Annotated in this window: 18 protein-coding genes; 7 read left to right on the top strand and 11 right to left on the bottom strand. The window is 57.6% G+C overall.

Annotated elements, in window-relative coordinates:
* Positions 1-204: 204 nt before the first annotated feature.
* From HZB29_01580 to murA, 3 genes are read left to right on the top strand one after another with little or no spacing between them, the layout of a single operon-like run.
* Positions 205-690 (top strand): 6-carboxytetrahydropterin synthase, encoded by a 486-nt coding sequence (locus tag HZB29_01580; GenBank protein ID MBI5814283.1) that lies wholly within the window; start codon positions 205-207, stop codon positions 688-690.
* A gap of 24 nt (positions 691-714) precedes the next feature.
* On the top strand, positions 715-1,569 hold the full coding sequence (gene prmC, locus HZB29_01575; GenBank protein ID MBI5814282.1) for a peptide chain release factor N(5)-glutamine methyltransferase: 855 nt from the start codon (positions 715-717) through the stop codon (positions 1,567-1,569).
* 13 nt (positions 1,570-1,582) lie between these two features.
* Entirely contained in the window at positions 1,583-2,851 is a 1,269-nt protein-coding gene (gene murA / locus HZB29_01570) for a UDP-N-acetylglucosamine 1-carboxyvinyltransferase (protein ID MBI5814281.1), read from the top strand.
* Positions 2,852-2,899: 48 nt separating this feature from the next.
* Here murA and HZB29_01565 read toward each other — a convergent pair whose 3' ends face one another.
* The 3 genes from HZB29_01565 to HZB29_01555 all read right to left on the bottom strand — a co-directional run bounded on the left by HZB29_01565 (position 2,900) and on the right by HZB29_01555 (position 4,764).
* Positions 2,900-3,205 (bottom strand): DMT family protein, encoded by a 306-nt coding sequence (locus tag HZB29_01565; protein MBI5814280.1) that lies wholly within the window; start codon positions 3,203-3,205, stop codon positions 2,900-2,902.
* A gap of 82 nt (positions 3,206-3,287) precedes the next feature.
* Positions 3,288-3,785 (bottom strand): GNAT family N-acetyltransferase, encoded by a 498-nt coding sequence (locus HZB29_01560; GenBank protein MBI5814279.1) that lies wholly within the window; start codon positions 3,783-3,785, stop codon positions 3,288-3,290.
* Complete coding sequence (locus tag HZB29_01555; protein MBI5814278.1) at positions 3,769-4,764, bottom strand: D-alanine--D-alanine ligase; 996 nt, start codon at positions 4,762-4,764, stop codon at positions 3,769-3,771. Before HZB29_01555 ends, HZB29_01560 begins: the two co-directional genes overlap by 17 nt.
* 288 nt (positions 4,765-5,052) lie before the next feature.
* Between HZB29_01555 and HZB29_01550 the strand changes: the two genes are divergently transcribed.
* The 4 genes from HZB29_01550 to HZB29_01535 all read left to right on the top strand — a co-directional run bounded on the left by HZB29_01550 (position 5,053) and on the right by HZB29_01535 (position 8,961).
* Complete coding sequence (locus HZB29_01550; GenBank protein MBI5814277.1) at positions 5,053-6,270, top strand: carbohydrate porin; 1,218 nt, start codon at positions 5,053-5,055, stop codon at positions 6,268-6,270.
* 91 nt (positions 6,271-6,361) lie between these two features.
* On the top strand, positions 6,362-6,781 hold the full coding sequence (locus HZB29_01545; GenBank protein MBI5814276.1) for a glycine zipper 2TM domain-containing protein: 420 nt from the start codon (positions 6,362-6,364) through the stop codon (positions 6,779-6,781).
* A gap of 120 nt (positions 6,782-6,901) precedes the next feature.
* Entirely contained in the window at positions 6,902-7,312 is a 411-nt protein-coding gene (locus HZB29_01540; GenBank protein MBI5814275.1) for a hypothetical protein, read from the top strand.
* Positions 7,313-7,425: 113 nt separating this feature from the next.
* Positions 7,426-8,961 carry a right-handed parallel beta-helix repeat-containing protein gene (locus HZB29_01535; GenBank protein ID MBI5814274.1) on the top strand — a complete coding sequence of 512 codons (1,536 nt, stop codon included), beginning with the start codon at positions 7,426-7,428 and terminating at the stop codon, positions 8,959-8,961.
* 23 nt (positions 8,962-8,984) lie between these two features.
* Here HZB29_01535 and HZB29_01530 read toward each other — a convergent pair whose 3' ends face one another.
* The 8 genes from HZB29_01530 to HZB29_01495 all read right to left on the bottom strand — a co-directional run bounded on the left by HZB29_01530 (position 8,985) and on the right by HZB29_01495 (position 18,022).
* Positions 8,985-9,440, bottom strand: coding sequence for an SUF system NifU family Fe-S cluster assembly protein (locus HZB29_01530; GenBank protein ID MBI5814273.1), 456 nt, complete (start codon positions 9,438-9,440; stop codon positions 8,985-8,987).
* Positions 9,440-10,681 (bottom strand): cysteine desulfurase, encoded by a 1,242-nt coding sequence (locus HZB29_01525; GenBank protein MBI5814272.1) that lies wholly within the window; start codon positions 10,679-10,681, stop codon positions 9,440-9,442. The genes HZB29_01530 and HZB29_01525 overlap by 1 nt, the downstream gene beginning before the upstream one ends.
* A gap of 3 nt (positions 10,682-10,684) precedes the next feature.
* Positions 10,685-11,992, bottom strand: a complete 1,308-nt coding sequence (locus HZB29_01520) for a SufD family Fe-S cluster assembly protein (GenBank protein MBI5814271.1) — start codon at positions 11,990-11,992, stop codon at positions 10,685-10,687.
* Complete coding sequence (gene sufC / locus HZB29_01515) at positions 11,989-12,750, bottom strand: Fe-S cluster assembly ATPase SufC (protein MBI5814270.1); 762 nt, start codon at positions 12,748-12,750, stop codon at positions 11,989-11,991. The genes HZB29_01520 and sufC overlap by 4 nt, the downstream gene beginning before the upstream one ends.
* Before the next feature lie 12 nt (positions 12,751-12,762).
* A complete protein-coding gene (gene sufB / locus HZB29_01510) occupies positions 12,763-14,220 on the bottom strand; it encodes a Fe-S cluster assembly protein SufB (GenBank protein ID MBI5814269.1) in 1,458 nt (485 codons plus the stop codon).
* Between the two features lie 11 nt (positions 14,221-14,231).
* Positions 14,232-14,996 carry an iron-sulfur cluster assembly scaffold protein gene (locus HZB29_01505; protein ID MBI5814268.1) on the bottom strand — a complete coding sequence of 255 codons (765 nt, stop codon included), beginning with the start codon at positions 14,994-14,996 and terminating at the stop codon, positions 14,232-14,234.
* Between the two features lie 176 nt (positions 14,997-15,172).
* A complete protein-coding gene (locus tag HZB29_01500) occupies positions 15,173-15,688 on the bottom strand; it encodes a purine-binding chemotaxis protein CheW (GenBank protein MBI5814267.1) in 516 nt (171 codons plus the stop codon).
* 42 nt (positions 15,689-15,730) lie between these two features.
* A complete protein-coding gene (locus tag HZB29_01495) occupies positions 15,731-18,022 on the bottom strand; it encodes a bacteriohemerythrin (GenBank protein ID MBI5814266.1) in 2,292 nt (763 codons plus the stop codon).
* Positions 18,023-18,270: the final 248 nt, after the last annotated feature.

Below are 18,270 nucleotides of genomic sequence, written 5' to 3'. Positions count from 1 at the left end.
TGAAATCAAAAAGAAAAGGAAGGCTGCGGCGTAACTGTCCGCCGCTTGCGGCCACGCCGGGATTAATCGGAAATCACCGGATGGACAAAGCGGACAATTCATGTGCTACTAAACCGGACATTTCTATTTGTTGCTAACACAACCGAAGCCAACGAACAGCCTCAATAACTTGCCGCAGCCCCCTTCATCGGCTATCTTTAAGACATGAAAAGCGAAACGAGGATAAGGATTTTCCGGGGGGGGCACAATTTTTCCTCCGCCCATTTCCTGGTGGACATGGGCAAGTGCGAGCGGCTGCACGGCCACAACTACACCGTCACCGTGGAAATCTCCGCCGCCGCCGGGGCCGACCACACGATAATTGACTTTAACACCATCAACCCGGTGATAAAGAAGGTCTGCGATTCGCTGGACCACAGGACCATAATCGCCGCCAACGACACGCGCCACACCCTGAACATCTCCGAAAAAGAGATTGAGGCGAAGTTCAAGGACAAACGCTACGTTTTCCCGAAGGAGGATTGCGTCCTCCTCCCCCTCGTGGCAACCACGGTGGAGCGGCTGGCCGAATATGTCTGCGGCAGGTTGACGGAGGAGTTGTCCGGCAAGCTTGCCCAAGGCGGCTGGATCGAGGTTGGCGTGGCCGAAGGCTCAGGGCAGATGGCGCTGTACAGGCGCGGCCTGCCATAGCGGCTGGTGACGGCGGTCACTCCCATGCCTGAAACTATAACCTCCCTTCTGCGCCACGCAGAGCTTTCGTTCAAGGCCGCCGGCATTCCCACTCCCCGGCTGGACGCTGAGACGCTTATGGCAAACCTGCTGCGGGTGGACAGGGGGTATTTTTATGCCCATCCGGAAACGGTGGTGACGGACGAGACCGCCGCCGCATTCAAAGCGATGGAAGCGCGCAGGCTCAAACGCGAACCTGTGGCGTACATCGCGGGCGAGAAGGAATTTTATTCACTTTCGTTCAAGGTGACGCGCGACACCCTGATCCCAAGGCCGGAAACGGAAATGCTGGTGGAGGAGGCATTGCGTCTTTTCAAGGCGGACAGCCGGATCGAGACGCTGGACATCGGCGCCGGCTCCGGGGCCATAGCGGTGACCCTCGCCAAAGAACGCCCGGCATGGAAAATCACCGCGGTGGACATAAGCCCGGCCGCTCTTGAAGTGGCGGGATTCAACGCGCGGACACATGCCGTGGCGGACCGGATAGAGTTTTGCCTCTCGGATATCTTCTCGAATCTTGGCGGCCGCAAGTTCGATCTGATCGCGGCGAATCCTCCATATGTGCCGGAAGGGGACAAGGACGTTTCGCCGGAAGCGGCCCTTTACGAGCCTCATTCAGCCCTGTACGCTGGCGAAACGGGGCTTTCGGTGATAGAAAGGATTTTTGAGGGGGCGCCGGAATATTTAACGGCTGGCGGTTTCATTGCTATGGAAATAGGTTATAAACAATCGAAGAGCGTTTCGGAGATGATAAACGCCGCCGGGAAATTTGATATCGTAAAAATCGCGCCGGACCTGGCGGGAATCGACCGGGTGGTTGTGGCGCAGTTGAAGGAGTGATTTCAATCAAACGATGGACAAAATAATAATCGAAGGGGGCAGGCCACTTAAGGGTACGGTGAAGGTCTCCGGAGCCAAGAACGCGGCGCTCCCCATTTTCGCGGCGACGCTTCTGGCGCCAGGCGAGTTCTCCCTGACGAACATACCGGACCTGATGGACATCCGGACCATCGCCCGGATAATTGAGGTGTTCGGCTCGAAAATCACCAGGGTGGACGCCTCGGCGTACATGGTGGACAGCTCGGCCATCACCCGCCACGAGGCGCCTTACGAGCTTGTGAAAACAATGCGCGCCTCGTGCCTTGTGCTCGGCCCGCTGCTTTCCCGGCTTGGCCACGCGAAGGTGAGCCTTCCCGGCGGATGCGCCATCGGCGAGCGGCCCATAGACCAGCATTTAAAGGGCCTTGCGGCTCTGGGGGCGAAGATAGACCTTTCGCACGGGTATGTGGACGCATCCGCCCCGGCCAGGCTTAAAGGCAAACATATCACCATGGACATGGTGACCGTCACCGGGGTGATGAACATAATGATGGCCGCCGTCACCGCCGATGGGAAAACTGTGATAGAGAACGCCGCCCGGGAACCGGAGGTGGTGGCGCTGGCCGATTTTCTGAACACCATGGGGGCGATAGTCCACGGGGCCGGGACCCCGACGATCACCATCGAGGGGGTAAAGGAGTTGAAGGCGGCCCCGGCGAGGATAATCCCGGACAGGATAGAGGCAGGCACATTCATGACCGCCGCCGCCATGACCCGGGGGGAAGTCACCGTGACGCGGATGGACCCGGTGAACGTGGCCGCCCTTTCGGACAAGCTTAGGGAATGCGGCTGCCAGGTGAGCGAAGATGGAGATTCGGTGAAGGTGGCCGGGCCGGAGGTGATATCCCCGGTGAACGTGACAACAGCCCCTTTCCCAGGTTTCCCGACGGACATGCAGGCCCAGATCATGGCGCTGATGAGCGTGGCGGACGGGGCGGCGGTGATCACCGAAATGATATTCGAGAACCGTTTCATGCACGTGGCGGAGCTTCGCAGGATGGGGGCGGACATAAAAGTGTCGGGCCATTCGGCCACGGTGCGCGGGGTCCCAAAGCTTTCCGGGGCGCCGGTGATGGCGACAGACCTGCGGGCTTCGGCCTGCCTTGTGGTGGCTGGGCTTGCGGCGGAGGGGGAGACCCAGATCGGCCGAGTGTACCATCTGGACCGGGGATACGAGCATATCGAGACGAAGCTTAAGGGGCTTGGCGCATCCATCCGCCGGGAGCCGGGCGCAAGGCCGTAAAAAAACCGGGGCCTTTTACTTACAGAGCAGGCCTTGCCGAGTGGCGCGTCAGGAACTTTCCAGCCCGCCACGGAACATGAAATACGCCGCCGCCACAAGGCACAGCCCGGCCCACAAAAAGTCCATTTTCATCGGCTGCTTCATGTAATACCAGGCAAACAGCGCGAAAACGCCCATGGCGATGATCTCCTGGATCACCTTGAGCTGGCCGAGGGTGAAATGCTCGTAGCCGATCCTGTTGGCGGGCACCTGAAGCGTGTACTCGAAAAAGGCTATGCCCCAGCTTACAAGGATGGCGAACATCACCGGCTGGCCGCTCATGTTCTTCAAATGCCCGTACCAGGCGAACGTCATGAAAAAGTTGGAAATGGTGAGAAGCAGGATTGTCTGGCCCAAGGTCTGTCTATCTCCAAAAGAAATTTGCGCTTCAGGTATTTTAGCGCAGTTTCTTAAGATAGATAAGCTTGCCGTCGTCCTGGGCGTAAAAGTCCGGCAGGATCGCCTCCCGGTGGTATCCCCGCTTTTCGTAGAAATGCCTTGTCGGTTCGTATTGCGGCCTGGAGGATGTGTCCACGTAAATCCTCCCTCCCCCGGCCCGCGCAACGGCTTTTTCACACATGGTAAGCAGCGACGTGCCCAGCCCCTGGGCTTTCATGTCTTCGCGCACGGCCACCCAGTATATGTCGAAACTGTCCTTCGTCCCGCCGATGGGGCCGTAACAGGCGTAGCCTATCACCTGGCCGCCGGACTCGGCGAAAATGAAGTAATAGCCGCTTGCCGTCCCCTTGGCCAGTCTTTCGTCCACAAGCTCCACGGCTATGTCCACCTCTTCTTCGTTGAAGAATCCGCTGGACTGGACGATCAGCCGGACAGCCTCCGCGTCGGCCTGTGTTGGCTCTTCCCTGAAAGCCAATTTTTCAAGCGTGATGTTCATATGCCCGGACAAAAGCGTCCTCCAATATCTTTCCGGTCATCGCCTCGTAGTCCAGCCCCCCTTGCCCCGCGGCGGCGGCGAATCCGCTGTACGTTGTGATACATGGATTGGCGTTGACCTCAAGTATCCACGGGTTCCCTCCGCCGTCAACCCGGAAATCCACCCGCACATACCCCTTAAGCCCGAAAAGCCTCCAGCATTCCAGCGAAAGCTTTGAGAGCCGCTCAAGCAGGGGCCTGTCTTTTTCCGCAAACTCGAATGAACGCGGGGTATGGGTATACTCGAAAGAGTCCTCCACCCACTTGGCGCGGTAGCCGACGACCTTTAGTTTCCCTTCGCCGTATCCGTCGAAAAGGATCTCGGCTGGCGGAAAAGTGCGCGGCCCGCCCGCCCCGCCTATCACCGATATGTTGAATTCCCTGCCGTCTATGTACTCCTCGGCATACCATTCCCCGCCGTTCTTTTCCGTTTTCTCCGCAACGGCCCCGGCCGCCTCCGCCGCGCCGGACGCGAAAAAAACCGAATCTTCATCAAGCCCAACAGAGGCGTGCTCCCACATGGACTTTACGATGTATCGCCCTGCGCCTCCGTTCCGGCCGTTGTCCATGGCCACCCATGAGGGAGTCGGCAATCCGGCCGATGTCATGATCTTCTTTGCCGTAAGCTTGGCGGAGGTCGTGAATATGCCCTCGGTCTTCGATCCCGTGTATGGAATGCCCAGATAATCCAGAAGCGACGGGGCCAGATGTATCAGCCTGCCGGAACCATTTACCGAGTCCACAAGGTTGAACACCGCCTCCGGATTCCGCTTTTTAAGCTCCAGCGCCGCCGCTTCCAAATCCAGCGAGAAAGGAAGAGGCTCCGCCTCGTGGCCGAGCGCCGCAAGGGCGTTCATCACACCCTTGAGTTGCTCAAGTGTGTCCTGCTCGTCCGGCGGAGCGTCCGGTGGTATGACCCCGTGCAATACAGTAATTTTCATCCGCAAACTATAGGAGTGGCGACTAAACTTTTTTAATATGGAATATGGCGGCGCTCCGCCGCAGTTGTGCAATTATCCGAAAACCCGCGTCTATAGGCAAGGCAAACGTTAATGTTTATGACGGACGCTTAAAGTTTGCCTAAAAAGGCGTTAACAATGCTAAATTGTGTTAAGCGGGGACCTTGGGAATCGATTAAATTTTCAAAGGATGGGGATATGCGCTGCGCAAAAATACTAAACACGTTTTTTTACGTAACTGTCTTCCTTTTTGCGGCGCCGTCAGCTTCCATGGCGGAGGAGAAAGCGGCCATGGAACAGGGGCTGTTCGAACGCGACAAACTCACAGGCGATTGGGGCGGGCTGCGAAGCGCCATGGAAGACAAGGGGCTGTCCTTTGAAATAGTTTACAAAGGAGAGTTCGCCAGGCTTTTCACCGGCGGGGTGGAGCCGAACAGCAAGACGATGTACCTGGACAACCTTGATTTGAAATTCACCCTGGACACGGAAAAAGCCGGCATGTGGGAGGGGGGCGCGTTGTTCTTCCACGGACTGGCCAATAATGGCGACGACCCGTCAACTTTCGTTGGAGACACACAGGTAACAAGCAACATCGAGAGCAACGATACCACCCGGGTGTACCAACTATGGTATGAACAGACGCTTTACGACAAGCAATTGGCCATCCTTTTCGGTCTGCATGATTTTAACAGCGAGTTCTTCACCTCCGAATACGCGGGCCTGTTCCTCAATTCATCCTTCGGCATCGGCCCAAGCGTGTCCCACGCGGTGCCTGTTTCCATTTTCAACGTTTCCGCCATCGGGTTGAGAATCAAGGCGGAGCTGGCGGAAAACTTCGGCCTGCTGGCGGCGGTTTATGACGGCAACCCCGGCGACCCGTACCAGAACATGAACGGGCTGGACATTAAAATAGACGAGCCGAATGAAGGCCTGATGGAAGTGATGGAGCTTCAGTACGGAATCGGAGGTGAAGAGAGCGCTTTTCTTCCCGGCAAATACAGGCTGGGGGTGTGGTGGCACACCGGAAAATTCGAGGATGTCCGGATGATGGACGCTGATGGCAACCCAGTGGTCCACAAGGAAAGTTCCGGTTTCTATATTACGTTTGACCAGCTTGTGTACGAAACGCATGAAGGGCATGGGCTGGCCATTTTTGGCCAGTACGGGGTCGCGCCGAAGACACATAGCCAGATTTCCGATTATTTCGGAGGCGGTTTGCACTATATGGGCATTTTCCCGGGAAGGGATAACGACATGGCCGGAATCGCCGTGGCATACGCGAAAATCAGCGATGACCTGGCGCAGACAAGCAAGGATGTGGATGGAGTTGACCTGACCGCGGAAACGACATATGAGTTCACCTACAGGGCTGAGATTTTCCCGTGGCTGTTCATCCAGCCGGATTTTCAGATAGTTGTGAATCCCGGAGGTGACACTAATGCGAAAACGGCGCAAGTGGGGTATATTAGGACTCAGGTGAACTTTTAGGCGTCTGGATGCCTTTTATCCAGCTCAGGTGGCCGAAAAGAGCAAGTTTCGTCCGTTCTAAATCAAGCAGGATGAGAAAGGAGAGACTCCAATGAGAATAAGATATCTGATCGCCTTGGTGGCCGTGGCTTTCGCCGCCGGCGCTTGCGCATCCCCCAACCAGCAAAGGGACGCGGCTGTCGGCGCGGCCTTGGGCGCCGGAGCCGGGGCTATAATAGGGCATCAATACGGCGAGGGCGGCAGGGACAAGGGCGCGCTGATCGGCGCAGCCGTCGGCGGAGCGGCCGGGCTTATGCACGGCCAGCAGGAAGACGCCATGTCGCGGCCCGCCGCGGGAGCGCAGCAACAGCAGCCTATGGCAGCCCCTGGATACCGCCCTGGGCCTCCCCCGGGTGGACCGCAGAGCCCCGGCGGGGATGACTTCCGCAATCCGTACCGGATGCCTAATCCGCAGCTTTGCAGGGGACAGTGGGTATGGGATCCAGGCGCTGGATTCTGGGTATGCCGGTGACAACACCGTCCCGGAGAGAGACGGCAGGCGCTTTATAAGCGCGCGATCTTTCTCTCCTTTATCGAGGGGCGCAACATGCGCCCCTTTTTATTTTGCCAGGCACGGGAGCATGGAGGTGGCATGAAAGACTGCAACTACTATTCGGCTTTCATCGCGGTTTCGGAGGATTGCCCTGCGGCGGCCGGCCATATCCCGCCTCAAAAGGGCAAGGAACGGACCATACCGGAACTTCAATATCGAATGCTGGCCAACAGTCCGTACAAGTACACACAGGAGGATGTGCTATTCGAGATTCACGCCATAAGGAACAACATCCCAAAAGGTAAAAAGTCCGCCGAACGGTTAAAATATTTTTCCAAGGGGCAGGCCTGCCTGCGCTGTTCCCCGCTGGGGAAGCGATACGGCTGGGGCATCCATTTCGACACAGAGGGAAAGGCCGCCATTTACGGCGCCCAGACCGCGGAGTATAAACGGTTCGCGAAAGACAAAAGCCTGAAACAGATGAAAGCCATGGCCTCGGGGAAACGGTAACAAGCTCCAGCGCCAATAACCACTTTCACCGCTTCTTTATATGCGTTATCATATTTGTAAATCCTGGTGGAACAACTGTGCGCCCAATTCCTGGCATTTCAATTGCTGTTGCCATGCTGTTGCTGGCGTCATGCGGCGGCGATGGGGGGGCGTCTTCCCGCGCAAAAATTTCGCAGGTCTCGTCTTCAAGAGTGTCGTTCGACATCGGGTCGCCGTCTGTAACTGAAATATGGGTCGATCCGGTGAACGGTTCAGACACGGCCAGCGGCGCCTCCCGCGCTTCGGCTTTGCGGACGCTCAGCGCGGCTTGGGACATGGTCCCTTCAGGCCAGACCCTGTCCACCGGATACCACATAAAGCTTGCAGCCGGAACTTTCACCCAGGAAATGGCGCCCAACTATTGGGAATCGCGATGGGGGACATTTACGGCCCCCGTGATCATCGAATCGGTGGACGGGGAGTACGCTTCCGTACTCCCCGCGCTTAATATATACGACTGCCGCTACCTGTACCTTGTCGGGGTGAAGTCCGTGGCCGACGGCGGTGGGGGCGACACCGTGCATTGCGAAAAGTGCGACCATTTCCTCATGCGCCGCTCGGCGGCGGTATGGCCCGGCGTTGGAGAACGGCCGCAGGAGGCGCTCAAAATAAACCAGTCCAGCTATGTTTACATAGAAGATGGCGAGTTCTCTGGAGGCGGGGACAACGCCATTGATTTCGTCGCCGTCCAGTACGGCCACATCGTCAACAATGCCATTCACGACGCTGTGAACTGGTGCATGTACCTCAAAGGGGGCTCCGCCTATTTCCGTGTTGAAGGAAACGAGTATTACAGTTGCGGGGAGGGTGGATTCACGGCGGGCCAGGGGACGGGATTTGAGTATATGGTCTCTCCATGGATACATTACGAGGCATACGACATCAAGTTCGTCAACAACGTCATCCATGACATTTACGGCGCCGGGATTGGTGTGAACGGCGGGTACAACGTGCTCATGGCGTTCAACACCATGTACCGGGTGGGCGAGCGTTCGCACGTGATAGAGGCTGCCTTCGGCTCGCGAAGCTGCGACGGGGACACCGCACGGTGCGCGGCCAACCTTGCGCTTGGTGGGTGGGGGACATCGGCGGCGTTCACCGAAGGTGAACCGGTACCCAACCGGAACGTTTACATCTACAACAACGTGGTGTACAACCCGGCCGGTTATGCAAGCGCATACCAGCATTTCACGATCCAGGGCCCGCGCGCTCCGGGAGGGGGTTCGAACATCCCTTCACCAGCGGTCACAGACACGAATCTACAGATCAAGGGGAACATAATCTGGAACGGCGGGGCGGAAATGCCTCTTGGAGTTGAGGACGGCGAACAGGGCTGCCAGGCGGACAATCCAACATGCAACGCCGCCCAATTGCTTGCGGACAATTACATCAACAAAGGCCAGCCCACGCTGGCCAATCCGGACAGTGGGGACTTCCGGCCAGTCACCGGCGGTTTTATCGAAGGGATCACGGCCGTGGCGATACCTGATTTCCAATGGGCAGATGCGCCCGCCACACCCGCCGCCCCCGCCGGGACGGCCAGCAACTCCGTGCCGCTAAACCGGGCGGACGAGGCAAGGGGCGGAGCGGCGCATCCGGGGGCTTATTAGCGCACAAATAGCTCGCGCCCCCTTCAGCCGTTTATCCTGAAAATGTCCATCTCGTCAACGGCGCAGATCATCGCGTGCCACGCCAGTGTGGCGCATTTTGTGCGCGAGGGGTATTCACGCACGCCGCTGAAAATGGCCAACCGCCCCAGGTGGCTTTGGGGGCTTTCCGGATCAAATTCGCCGACTATCATCCGGTGGAACTCGTCGAAGATTATCCGCGACTCCGGCACGGTCCGGCCTTTTAAAAAAGCTGTCATCATCGAAGCGCTGGACTTGGATATGGCGCAGCCGGACCCCTGGAAGCTGATGTCCTCGATGATCTCCTCGGGATTGACCTTTACGTAAACAGTCAGCTTGTCGCCGCAAAGGGGATTATGCCCGTCACATGAGGCTGATCCGCCTTCGATGACGCGGAAGTTGCGCGGCTTCCTGTTGTGCTCGAGGATGACTTGCTGGTAAAGGTCGCTTTTGTATGACATCAGGAGAACACCTCGATAACTTCAACGAGCCCCCCGGCCAAAGCGTTAAGGTCCTCGCGGTTGTTGTACATTGCCAGCGATGCGCGCGTCATGGCGGGAACTTTGAACCTGGCCATCACAGGCTGGGCGCAATGATGCCCTCCCCGCACCGCAATCCCCCGCCGGTCGAGTATAGTCACTACATCGTGCGGGTGGACGTTCTCCACGGCAAAGGATATTATCCCCGCCTTTCGCCGCGCGGCTCCGAAGATTTTTAGTCCGGGGATACTTCCTATCAGCGAAGTCCCGTACTCAAGCAGCCCCGCCTCATGATCCTCGATCCATTCCAGTCCCACGGATGTAATGTACTTTATCGCCTCCCCCAGCCCTATCACCTGGGATATTGGGGGTGTGCCTGCTTCGAACCTGGCAGGTGGCCTTAAGAATGTGGTCTTCTCGAATGTCACAGTCTCTATCGCGTCGCCGCCGGTGATGAATGGGGGCATCGTCTCCAGCGTCTCCATTTTTCCATATAGCACCCCCGCACCTGTGGGGCCGTATATCTTGTGGCTGGAGAAAACGTAGAAATCGCAGCCGATGTCCGAAACGTCCACCTTCATGTGAGGGGCGGCCTGCGCCCCGTCCACCAGAATTTTCGCCCCCGCCGCGTGGGCCATTTCAGCCATCCGTTTAACGGGATTGATGGTACCAAGCACGTTTGAGACGTGGGCCACCGCCGCAAGTTTCGTTTTGGGGCCCAGCATTTTCCCGAACTCCTCCATCACCAGTTCCCCATCGTCCGTCATGGGTATCACGCGCAGCCTGGCGCCTTTTTCCTCGCAGAGCATCTGCCATGGGACGATGTTGGCGTGATGTTCCATGGCGGAAATGATTATCTCGTCCCCAGCGCCGACGAACTTTCTTCCCCACGACCCTGCCACAAGGTTTATTGAATGCGTGGCGCCGCCGGTGAATATTATCTCTTCCACACGCCCGGCGTTGAGCAGACGGGCAACCTGGACGCGCACATCCTCGTACATGGCGGTGGCCCGTTCGCCTATGGTGTATGAGCCGCGCCGCACCGTGGCGTATTCTTTGGAATCAAAATCGCTCATGCGCCGGATGACGCTCACCGGTTTTTGCGCCGTGGCCGCGCTGTCCAGGTACACAAGCGGATGTCCATTTACCGCGCGGGCAAGCCCGGGGAAATCTTTCCTGATCCTCGTTTCGAGAACACCTGTGTCCACTTCAAGCTTTAGCATTATTCAGCCCTCCAGGTTCGCCATAAGCCCGGCTCGCGCGGCGGAGGCGGCCTGCGCCGGGATCATTGAGTTGACGATCTCGCCGATGAATCCGGATGTGAGCGCCCGTAGCGCCTCTTTCACCGGAATACCCCTGGAGCGCAGATACAGCACCTGCTCATCGCCGAACCTCCCCACCGTGGCGCCGTGGGAGCATTTAACGTCGTCGTTGAATATCATCAGGTTTGGTTTCACCGCAGCAACGGCCGTGTTGGACATAACCATGTTGTTGACGACCTGGGTGGACGTGGAGCCGTGCGCCCCTTCACGCACCGTCACCGTGGTGTCCACACTCGCGGCGGCATGGCCTCCGGCGATATTCTTGAACCGCTGTGCGCTGGAACAGTCCGGCGCTTCGTGGACCACCCGGACATACGTGTGAGCCTGTTCAAAGCCGTTCACCACCGCCGCCCCATTAAGCTCGATCCTGCCGCCGGGAGCGGTCAGATGCGCTTCGAAATGATTTCTGGCAAGCCTCGCTCCGCAAATCGCCGAGACGGTGGACACAAAGCTGTTCATCCCCAGGGTGACCAACGTCTTTGTAAAGTTCCATGAATCCGCGGCCCCGGTCTGGACGGATGCGTATTTTAGCGAACCCCCTTCCGCCACGGTTATCTCCTCAAACGCGCTCATGAAATGTTCACCGGGGCCGGACACTCTTTTAAATACAATCCCGGCATGCGCCATCGCCCCAACCTTCACAAGAATCCTCGGAAAATACGCGGGGCGTCCCGGTTGGCCGCCGGTGTTCAAATAAATGATTTCAATCGGGGCCGCCGGTGTTTCACCGGGCGCAACTTCTATCACGGTCAAATCCCGAAAGTACGCCCCGTTGAGGCTTGCGAACGGATCGTTCTCGTTCTCCAGCGTCCGGCAGACGCCACTGGTCAAACCGGCATTCCCCGCCGCGCCGTAAATCCTGACCGATCCTTCCACCGTGGACATGTCCGTAAGTTCTGCATTATAAATCCCGTCCACAATCACGATCCTGCTTGCCCGGCATGGCGTAAACAGATGCCCTTCCAGCGCACCGGCATCCACTCGCCCGGGGATTTCCGGCGTGAAGTCGAATTCCGGAAGCGAAAGTTCCGCAAGGTCCACATATGTGAACATTTCATGCTTGCGGCCCGGCAGACCAAGTCTGGCAAACCGTACGATCCCCGCCATGTTGCTTTCCAGCAGCCATGGATTGAGCCTTTTGGCCGTCACGCTTTCCACATGGGCGTTGATTACGGCCTCTGCTTCCCCGCTTTGCTTAACGCCGGTCTTCATCCGCCACCCCGCTCCCCCGCCATCTCCACGTAGCCAGCCGCTTCCAGTTCCAAGGCAAGCTCTCCGCCGCCGGACCTTACAATCCTGCCGTCCCGCAGCACGTGGACAAAGTCGGACTTTATATAGTTTAAAAGCCGCTGGTAATGCGTTATCACCAGAAGGGCGCTGTCCGGGCTGAATAGCTTGTTCACCCCGCCGGCCACCACTTTTAGCGCGTCTATGTCCAGCCCCGAATCAATCTCGTCGAGCACGGCGAGCTTGGGCTTTAGCACCGCCATCTGGAGTATTTCGTTTTTCTTCTTCTCGCCGCCGGAGAATCCTTCGTTGACCGCCCGTTCCCGGTATTTAGCGTCCATCCCAAGGATCGCCATCTTCTCCAGCAGAACATCTTCGAACTCCAGCGGATCGAGCTCTTCGCCCCCTTGCGCCGCAACCTTTGCGTTGAACGCCATCCTTAAAAATTCCGCGTTTGCCAGCCCCGGTATCTCCACAGGGTACTGGTACGCCATGAACAGCCCCTTTAGCGCCCTGCGCTCCGGCTCCATCGCCAGCAGGTCCTCCCCGTTGAACGTTATGGAACCGCCAAGTATTTCGCACGACGGATGCCCGGCAAGGGTCTTGGCCAACGTACTCTTGCCGGAGCCGTTTGGCCCCATGATCGCGTGTATCTCGCCGGCCCGCACGGTAAGGTCTATCCCTTTAAGGATATCCCTGCCTTCAAGACCTGCCCTCAGACCTTTTATCTCAAGCATCTTCATTCACCTCGCTGTTCATGCCACGCTGTTCTCCAGCCGCATCGCCAAAAGCTTTCTGGCTTCAACCGCGAACTCCATCGGAAGCTGGTTGAACACCTCTTTGCAGAATCCGTTGATAATGGCGCTCACCGCCTGCTCCCTGCCGATCCCGCGCTGCTGGAAGTAGAAAAGCTGCTCTTCACTGATCTTGGATGTGGAGGCCTCATGCTCCACCTGGGCGGTCTGGTTTTGCGCCTCTATATACGGGAACGTGTGGGCGGAGCAACGGTCCCCCACCAGCATGGAATCGCACTGGGTGTAATTCCTGGCGTTCTGGGCGCCGGGGGTGATCTTCACCATCCCCCGGTAGCTGTTGCGCGAGCTGTCCGCCGATATCCCCTTTGATATGATGAACGAGCGGGTGTTCTTGCCGATGTGTATCATCTTAGTGCCGGTGTCCGCCTGCTGGCGGCCGGCTGTGAGCGCGACGGAATAGAACTCGCCCACCGAGTTGTCCCCTTTGAGCACGCAGCTCGGATATTTCCAGGTGATGGCCGAGCCGGTCTCTATCTGTGTCCATGAAATCTTTGAGTTGTTTCCACGGCATTGCCCCCGCTTTACCACGAAGTTGTAAATGCCCCCTTTGCCGGTCTGCGGGTCGCCTGGGTACCAGTTCTGGACGGTGCTGTATTTTATTTTGGCGTTGTCCATCGCCACCAGTTCCACAATGGCGGCGTGAAGCTGGTTCTTGTCATACTGCGGCGCTGTGCACCCTTCGATGTAAGACACCTGGCTGTTTTCCGCGCACACTATCAGCGTGCGCTCGAACTGCCCGGTCTCCTGGGTGTTGATGCGGAAATATGTGGAAAGCTCCATGGGGCAGATGGTGTCCGGCGGGATATACACGAACGATCCGTCGGAGAACACCGCGCTGTTCAATGCGGCGTAAAAATTGTCCCCCGGCGGCACCACCGAGCCTAAATATTCTTTTACAAGCTCCGGATATTCCCTTACGGCCTCGGAAATGGAGCAGAAAATGATCCCCGCCTCCATCAGTTTCTTCTTGTGAGTGGTGGCCACGCTCACCGAGTCGAAAACCGCGTCCACCGCCACGTTGGACAGAATCTTCTGCTCCTCAATGGGTATGCCCAGCCTTTCGAAGGTCTCCCTTATTTCGTGCGGCACTTCGTCCAGGCTATCAAGCCTGGCCTTGGGCCTGGGGGCGGAGTAATAGGAAATGTCCTGAAAATCCACCGGCGGGATGTTCAGGTTCGCCCAGTCGGGATGGGGCATGGTGATCCACCGGCGGTATGCGTCAAGGCGGAACTTGAGCATGAATTCCGGTTCGTTCTTTTTGGCCGATATGGCCCGGATAACATCCTCGCTTATCCCCTTGGGGAAAACGTCGGACTCGATGTCCGTCCTGAATCCATACTTGTATTCACGCCGGGCCGCGACAGCCTGTTCAAGTTCCCTGTCTTCGCCGCCGTCCATGTCCGCCTCCTTCATACCGGGTCCACCGTGAGCCCTTCATAAAGCCTTGTCCGGAGGCTGTCCTCGATAAAGGCCAGGGTCATGCCGGTGGAAGAGGCGCATGAGCCGCACAATCCTTCGTAATTGACCAGCACTCTTCTCCCTTCAATCACGTCCCGGACGAATATGTCACCCCCCTCGTTGTGAAGGTAATCGCGGATGTCCTGGTCGAGGACGGCCTCTATCCTGGCGATCTGGTCCTTTTTGGAAAGGGTCAGCCATTCACGTTCCGCCTCAGTTGTCCACGCGCTTGGCCCGGAGCTCTTTGGCGCCACGTTGCGGGCGGCGATAATGGCCAGCGCGGCCCCCTTCGCCGCCGGATATGCAGCCTTGGCGCTTTTGAGCAGTTCGTCCACAACGATGAAAACAGGCCGTTTGCCCTCCGGTACGGGCGAGACCACCGGATTGTCACGCAACGCGGCATCCACGTCCATGCCGCAAAGGGCAGTGGCGGCGTCTATCGTCAACCCACGGACAATGGCGCAAAGCGTGTCGGCGATGGCGTTGGATTCGTTTCCTCCATAAGCGAAGAACTTCGCTCCTTCGATGATGTCCGAAACCGGATTGACCAGCCAGTACAGCCTGATATCGGCATTTTTCGCCTCGACAAGGGCCAACCCCCTTTCTGCCGCCTCTTCGCCAAAAAAAGCTCCGCGATTGGACGGATTGGCGCCTCTTTCAAGAAACTTCTTGGAATATTCGCTAACTTCAACCCCGGCAATAACTTGCGTTCCCATAGCGCTGTTCCTTTAATTAGGCTATCAATTAAAAATAAGCATTTTTTAATCCAATGGATAAGCGGCTGTTATTACAAGTGATAAGTTATGGTCGGGAGTAATTGAACGACAATAATGTCGCAAATAGCACTTTTAATATGCTTTTTACGACATTACTGTCCCGAATAGTAAAGCGGTTATGCGTTGGCGATGGTCTTTAAGGCAGAGGCCTCTTCGTGCGACAGTACGCTCCCTATGTCCAGAAGGATATTCACCCTCCCGGCCACCTTTCCCATGCCCAGTATGAAGCCCGTTTCAAGGCTTGCCCCCAAGTGAGGCGGCGGTTCGATTTCGGAGCCCTTGATGTCGAGCACCTCCCGGACATGGTCCACCACGACGCCCACCAGCGATCCGGCAACTTCCACCACGATAAACACTGTTTCCCTCGTGTGCGCCGCTTCAGGCATCCCGAACTTTAAGCGCAGGTCCACCACCGGGATTATCTTGCCGCGCAGGTTGATCACCCCTTTGATGAAACCGGGGGCCTTGGGGATGGACGTTATCTCCATCCCCCCGATGATTTCCTTGACCCTGGTGATGTCCAGGCCGTATTCCTCCCCGCCGAGGACGAAGGTGAGGAATTTGCCGCTCCTTCCCCATTGGCGGGAGGAAGATGGCGCAAGTTCCGGCTCCAGGAGCATTTCTGAATTCATGGTGTCGCCTTTCAATGAATGTTATCCGCCGCAATACGCCGGCTACGCGGCGGTCCTTTCGATAAGCGCCCGCCTGGGGGCCGTGGTGCGATAGTCCTCCTGGTTGATATGCTGGCCATACCTCTTGTCCACTTTCTGGATATGGTTGTACAGCCAGTCCTTCAGGAACATCATGATGTCTATCATCACCCCTTCGTTCCCCTGCTTTACCTGGTCATAAAGCGAATGGACCTTTTCGAGTATCCTGTCGTGAATTGCCTTATGCCCGGTGAAGTCCGGATAGTTGTACCGTTTCATGAGCGACTCCTCCTCGGCCAGGTGCTTCTTGGCGTAATCTATCAGGGAGTCAAGACCTTTGCGCGCCGCCTCGCCCCCGCCGTTTATGATGGCGTTGTTCAGGTCGCTCATCATTGAGAAAAGCTTCTTGTGCTGGCCGTCCATGGACGGCACGTCTATGGCCAGAAGGTCCGGGTCCCATTCGAAGGAATTGCCATTCCCGTTGTTTAGCAGCAGTTGGGCCGCCGTGCGCAGGTCATTGCCGTAAACGATGCCGAACATCCCCTTCACCGCCTCGCTGGAGACCCTGGCCTGCTCGTTCATCTCTTCGGACGAAGAGGCGATGCGCTGGGCCGAATCGGCGTTGGACTGGGTGATCTTGTTCATCTCAGCCACCGCGACGCTAAGCTGCTCCACCCCTTCGGCCTGCTCCTTGGACGCCTCGGCGATCTCAGTCACCAGGTTGGCCACCTTTTCCACCGATTCGATTATTTCGCCCAGGACTGCGTCGGCGTGCTGGGCGGACTGCCCCCCCTCGGCCGCGCGCTTCATGGTGTCCTCTATAAGGCCAGTTGTGTCCCGCGCCGCGGCGGCGGACCTTTGGGCGAGGTTTCGCACCTCCTCGGCCACCACCGCAAAGCCCTTCCCGTGCTCGCCCGCCCTCGCCGCTTCAACCGCCGCGTTTAGCGCCAGCAGGTTTGTCTGAAAGGCGATGTCCTCTATCACCTTTATGATGGTTGCTATCTCCCCGGAGGCCTTGTTGGTCGCCTTCATTTCTTCGATCATCTTGCGTATGGCCTGGTTGCCCTTCCTGGCCACCGCGGTCATCCCCTGGGAAAGGCGGCTGGCGTTGTCCGCGTTGTCCGCGTTCTGCTTGGTCATGGCCGATATCTGCTCCAGGGAGGACGATGTCTGCTCCAGGGCCGCCGCCTGCTCTCCGGCCGCTTCGGCAAGGGACATGCTCGCGGTGGAAATCTGGCTGGAGATGTTGGAGAGTATCCCCGAGCTTTCGGAAAGGTTGTTCACGATCCCCCCTATCGGCCCGGTGGTGGATCTGGCCAGCCACAGGCCGATGCCTATCGCGATGAACACAGACATGATGATAGCCGATATCATCACGCTTCTGGCCATCATCCCCTCGGCGGAAGTCTCGGAGAACACCGTCCGCGTCTCCGCCATGCTTGACGAGGAGATTTCCTCAAGCAACCTGTTGGAACTGCTGAACAGCGGGGCCACTTTGCCGAAAACGCTTTCCCTTAGCTGGCCGAATAGCGTGTCGGCCTCATCGGCCTTTGCGTAAATCGAAAGCAACTGCGCGTTGGCCCCCTTTGAAACGTCGCGAAACTCCGCCAATGCGTCCCTGGCCTCAGTATATTTGCCGGACACAAGAAGATCGTTTGTCCGAACGGCTTTTTCAAAGGCAAGCTTGCGCTGGCCCACAGCGCTGGCAATGGATCCGGCGAGCTTGGGATCGGCTGGTTTGTAAGCTCCCACCCAGGCGGCAAACTCCGATTTGGATTCGTCAAGCAGCACCTTTGGCGCGCTTTTCCGCGTCAGGGCGGTGGTAAATCCTTCGTAAAGATCATCATGCACCACAATCGCCGACATGACTGCAAGCTTGACCCTGCCGGGCTGGTCAACGCCCAACTCGTCTATGTTGCGCGAAATGGCCAGGCTGTTTTTCACCTCGGCGGCCCACTGGTTCCACGCCGGCATGAATTCATTCCAAGCCCTGGCCTGCTCTTTTGACTTGGGCGAAGTCTCAAAAGCCTTTATGGCATTATCCGCTTTCTGGAGGTTATTGTTCAGCGTCTCATATTGGGCGTTCCGGCCATTGATGTCCATTTCCGACACCGCTAGCGACCTCATCGCCGCCACTGCCCCCGCCTGGCCGTTGGCCACGGTCAGAAGGCGGTGGACTGAAGGCAGATTTGCTCCGCCCACCGCTTCAAGATTGCCGGTCGCCCGCGTCAGGCCGAAAAGCCCGATGCCCCCCGTCACAGCAGTTATCGAAGCCACCACAACAAACCCTACGACCAGCTTCCTGGAAAGTTTCATGATTACCCCCTTGCCACAAAGGCTTGAAATTGATACTTACGGTAAAGCCCTGGAACTTCGGCCATTTTGATTCCCCTTGATTCCCCGCGCCGTCATGCGCTCATTTTCAAGGAGACCTTTGCATAATTCCAGCATCGTGGTTTTGATCCATCATTTACCCCGTAATTGCGGATTGACGGCCTCTTTGCGCTCAGACAACGACTGTTTTGTGCCCCCCATGGAGCCCGCTTTAGCCTCGTTTTCCCGCT

The organism is Nitrospinota bacterium, from assembly GCA_016235255.1.
Classification (GTDB): domain Bacteria; phylum Nitrospinota_A; class UBA7883; order UBA7883; family JACRLM01; genus JACRLM01.
This window is presented reverse-complemented; position numbering and strand designations above follow the sequence as displayed.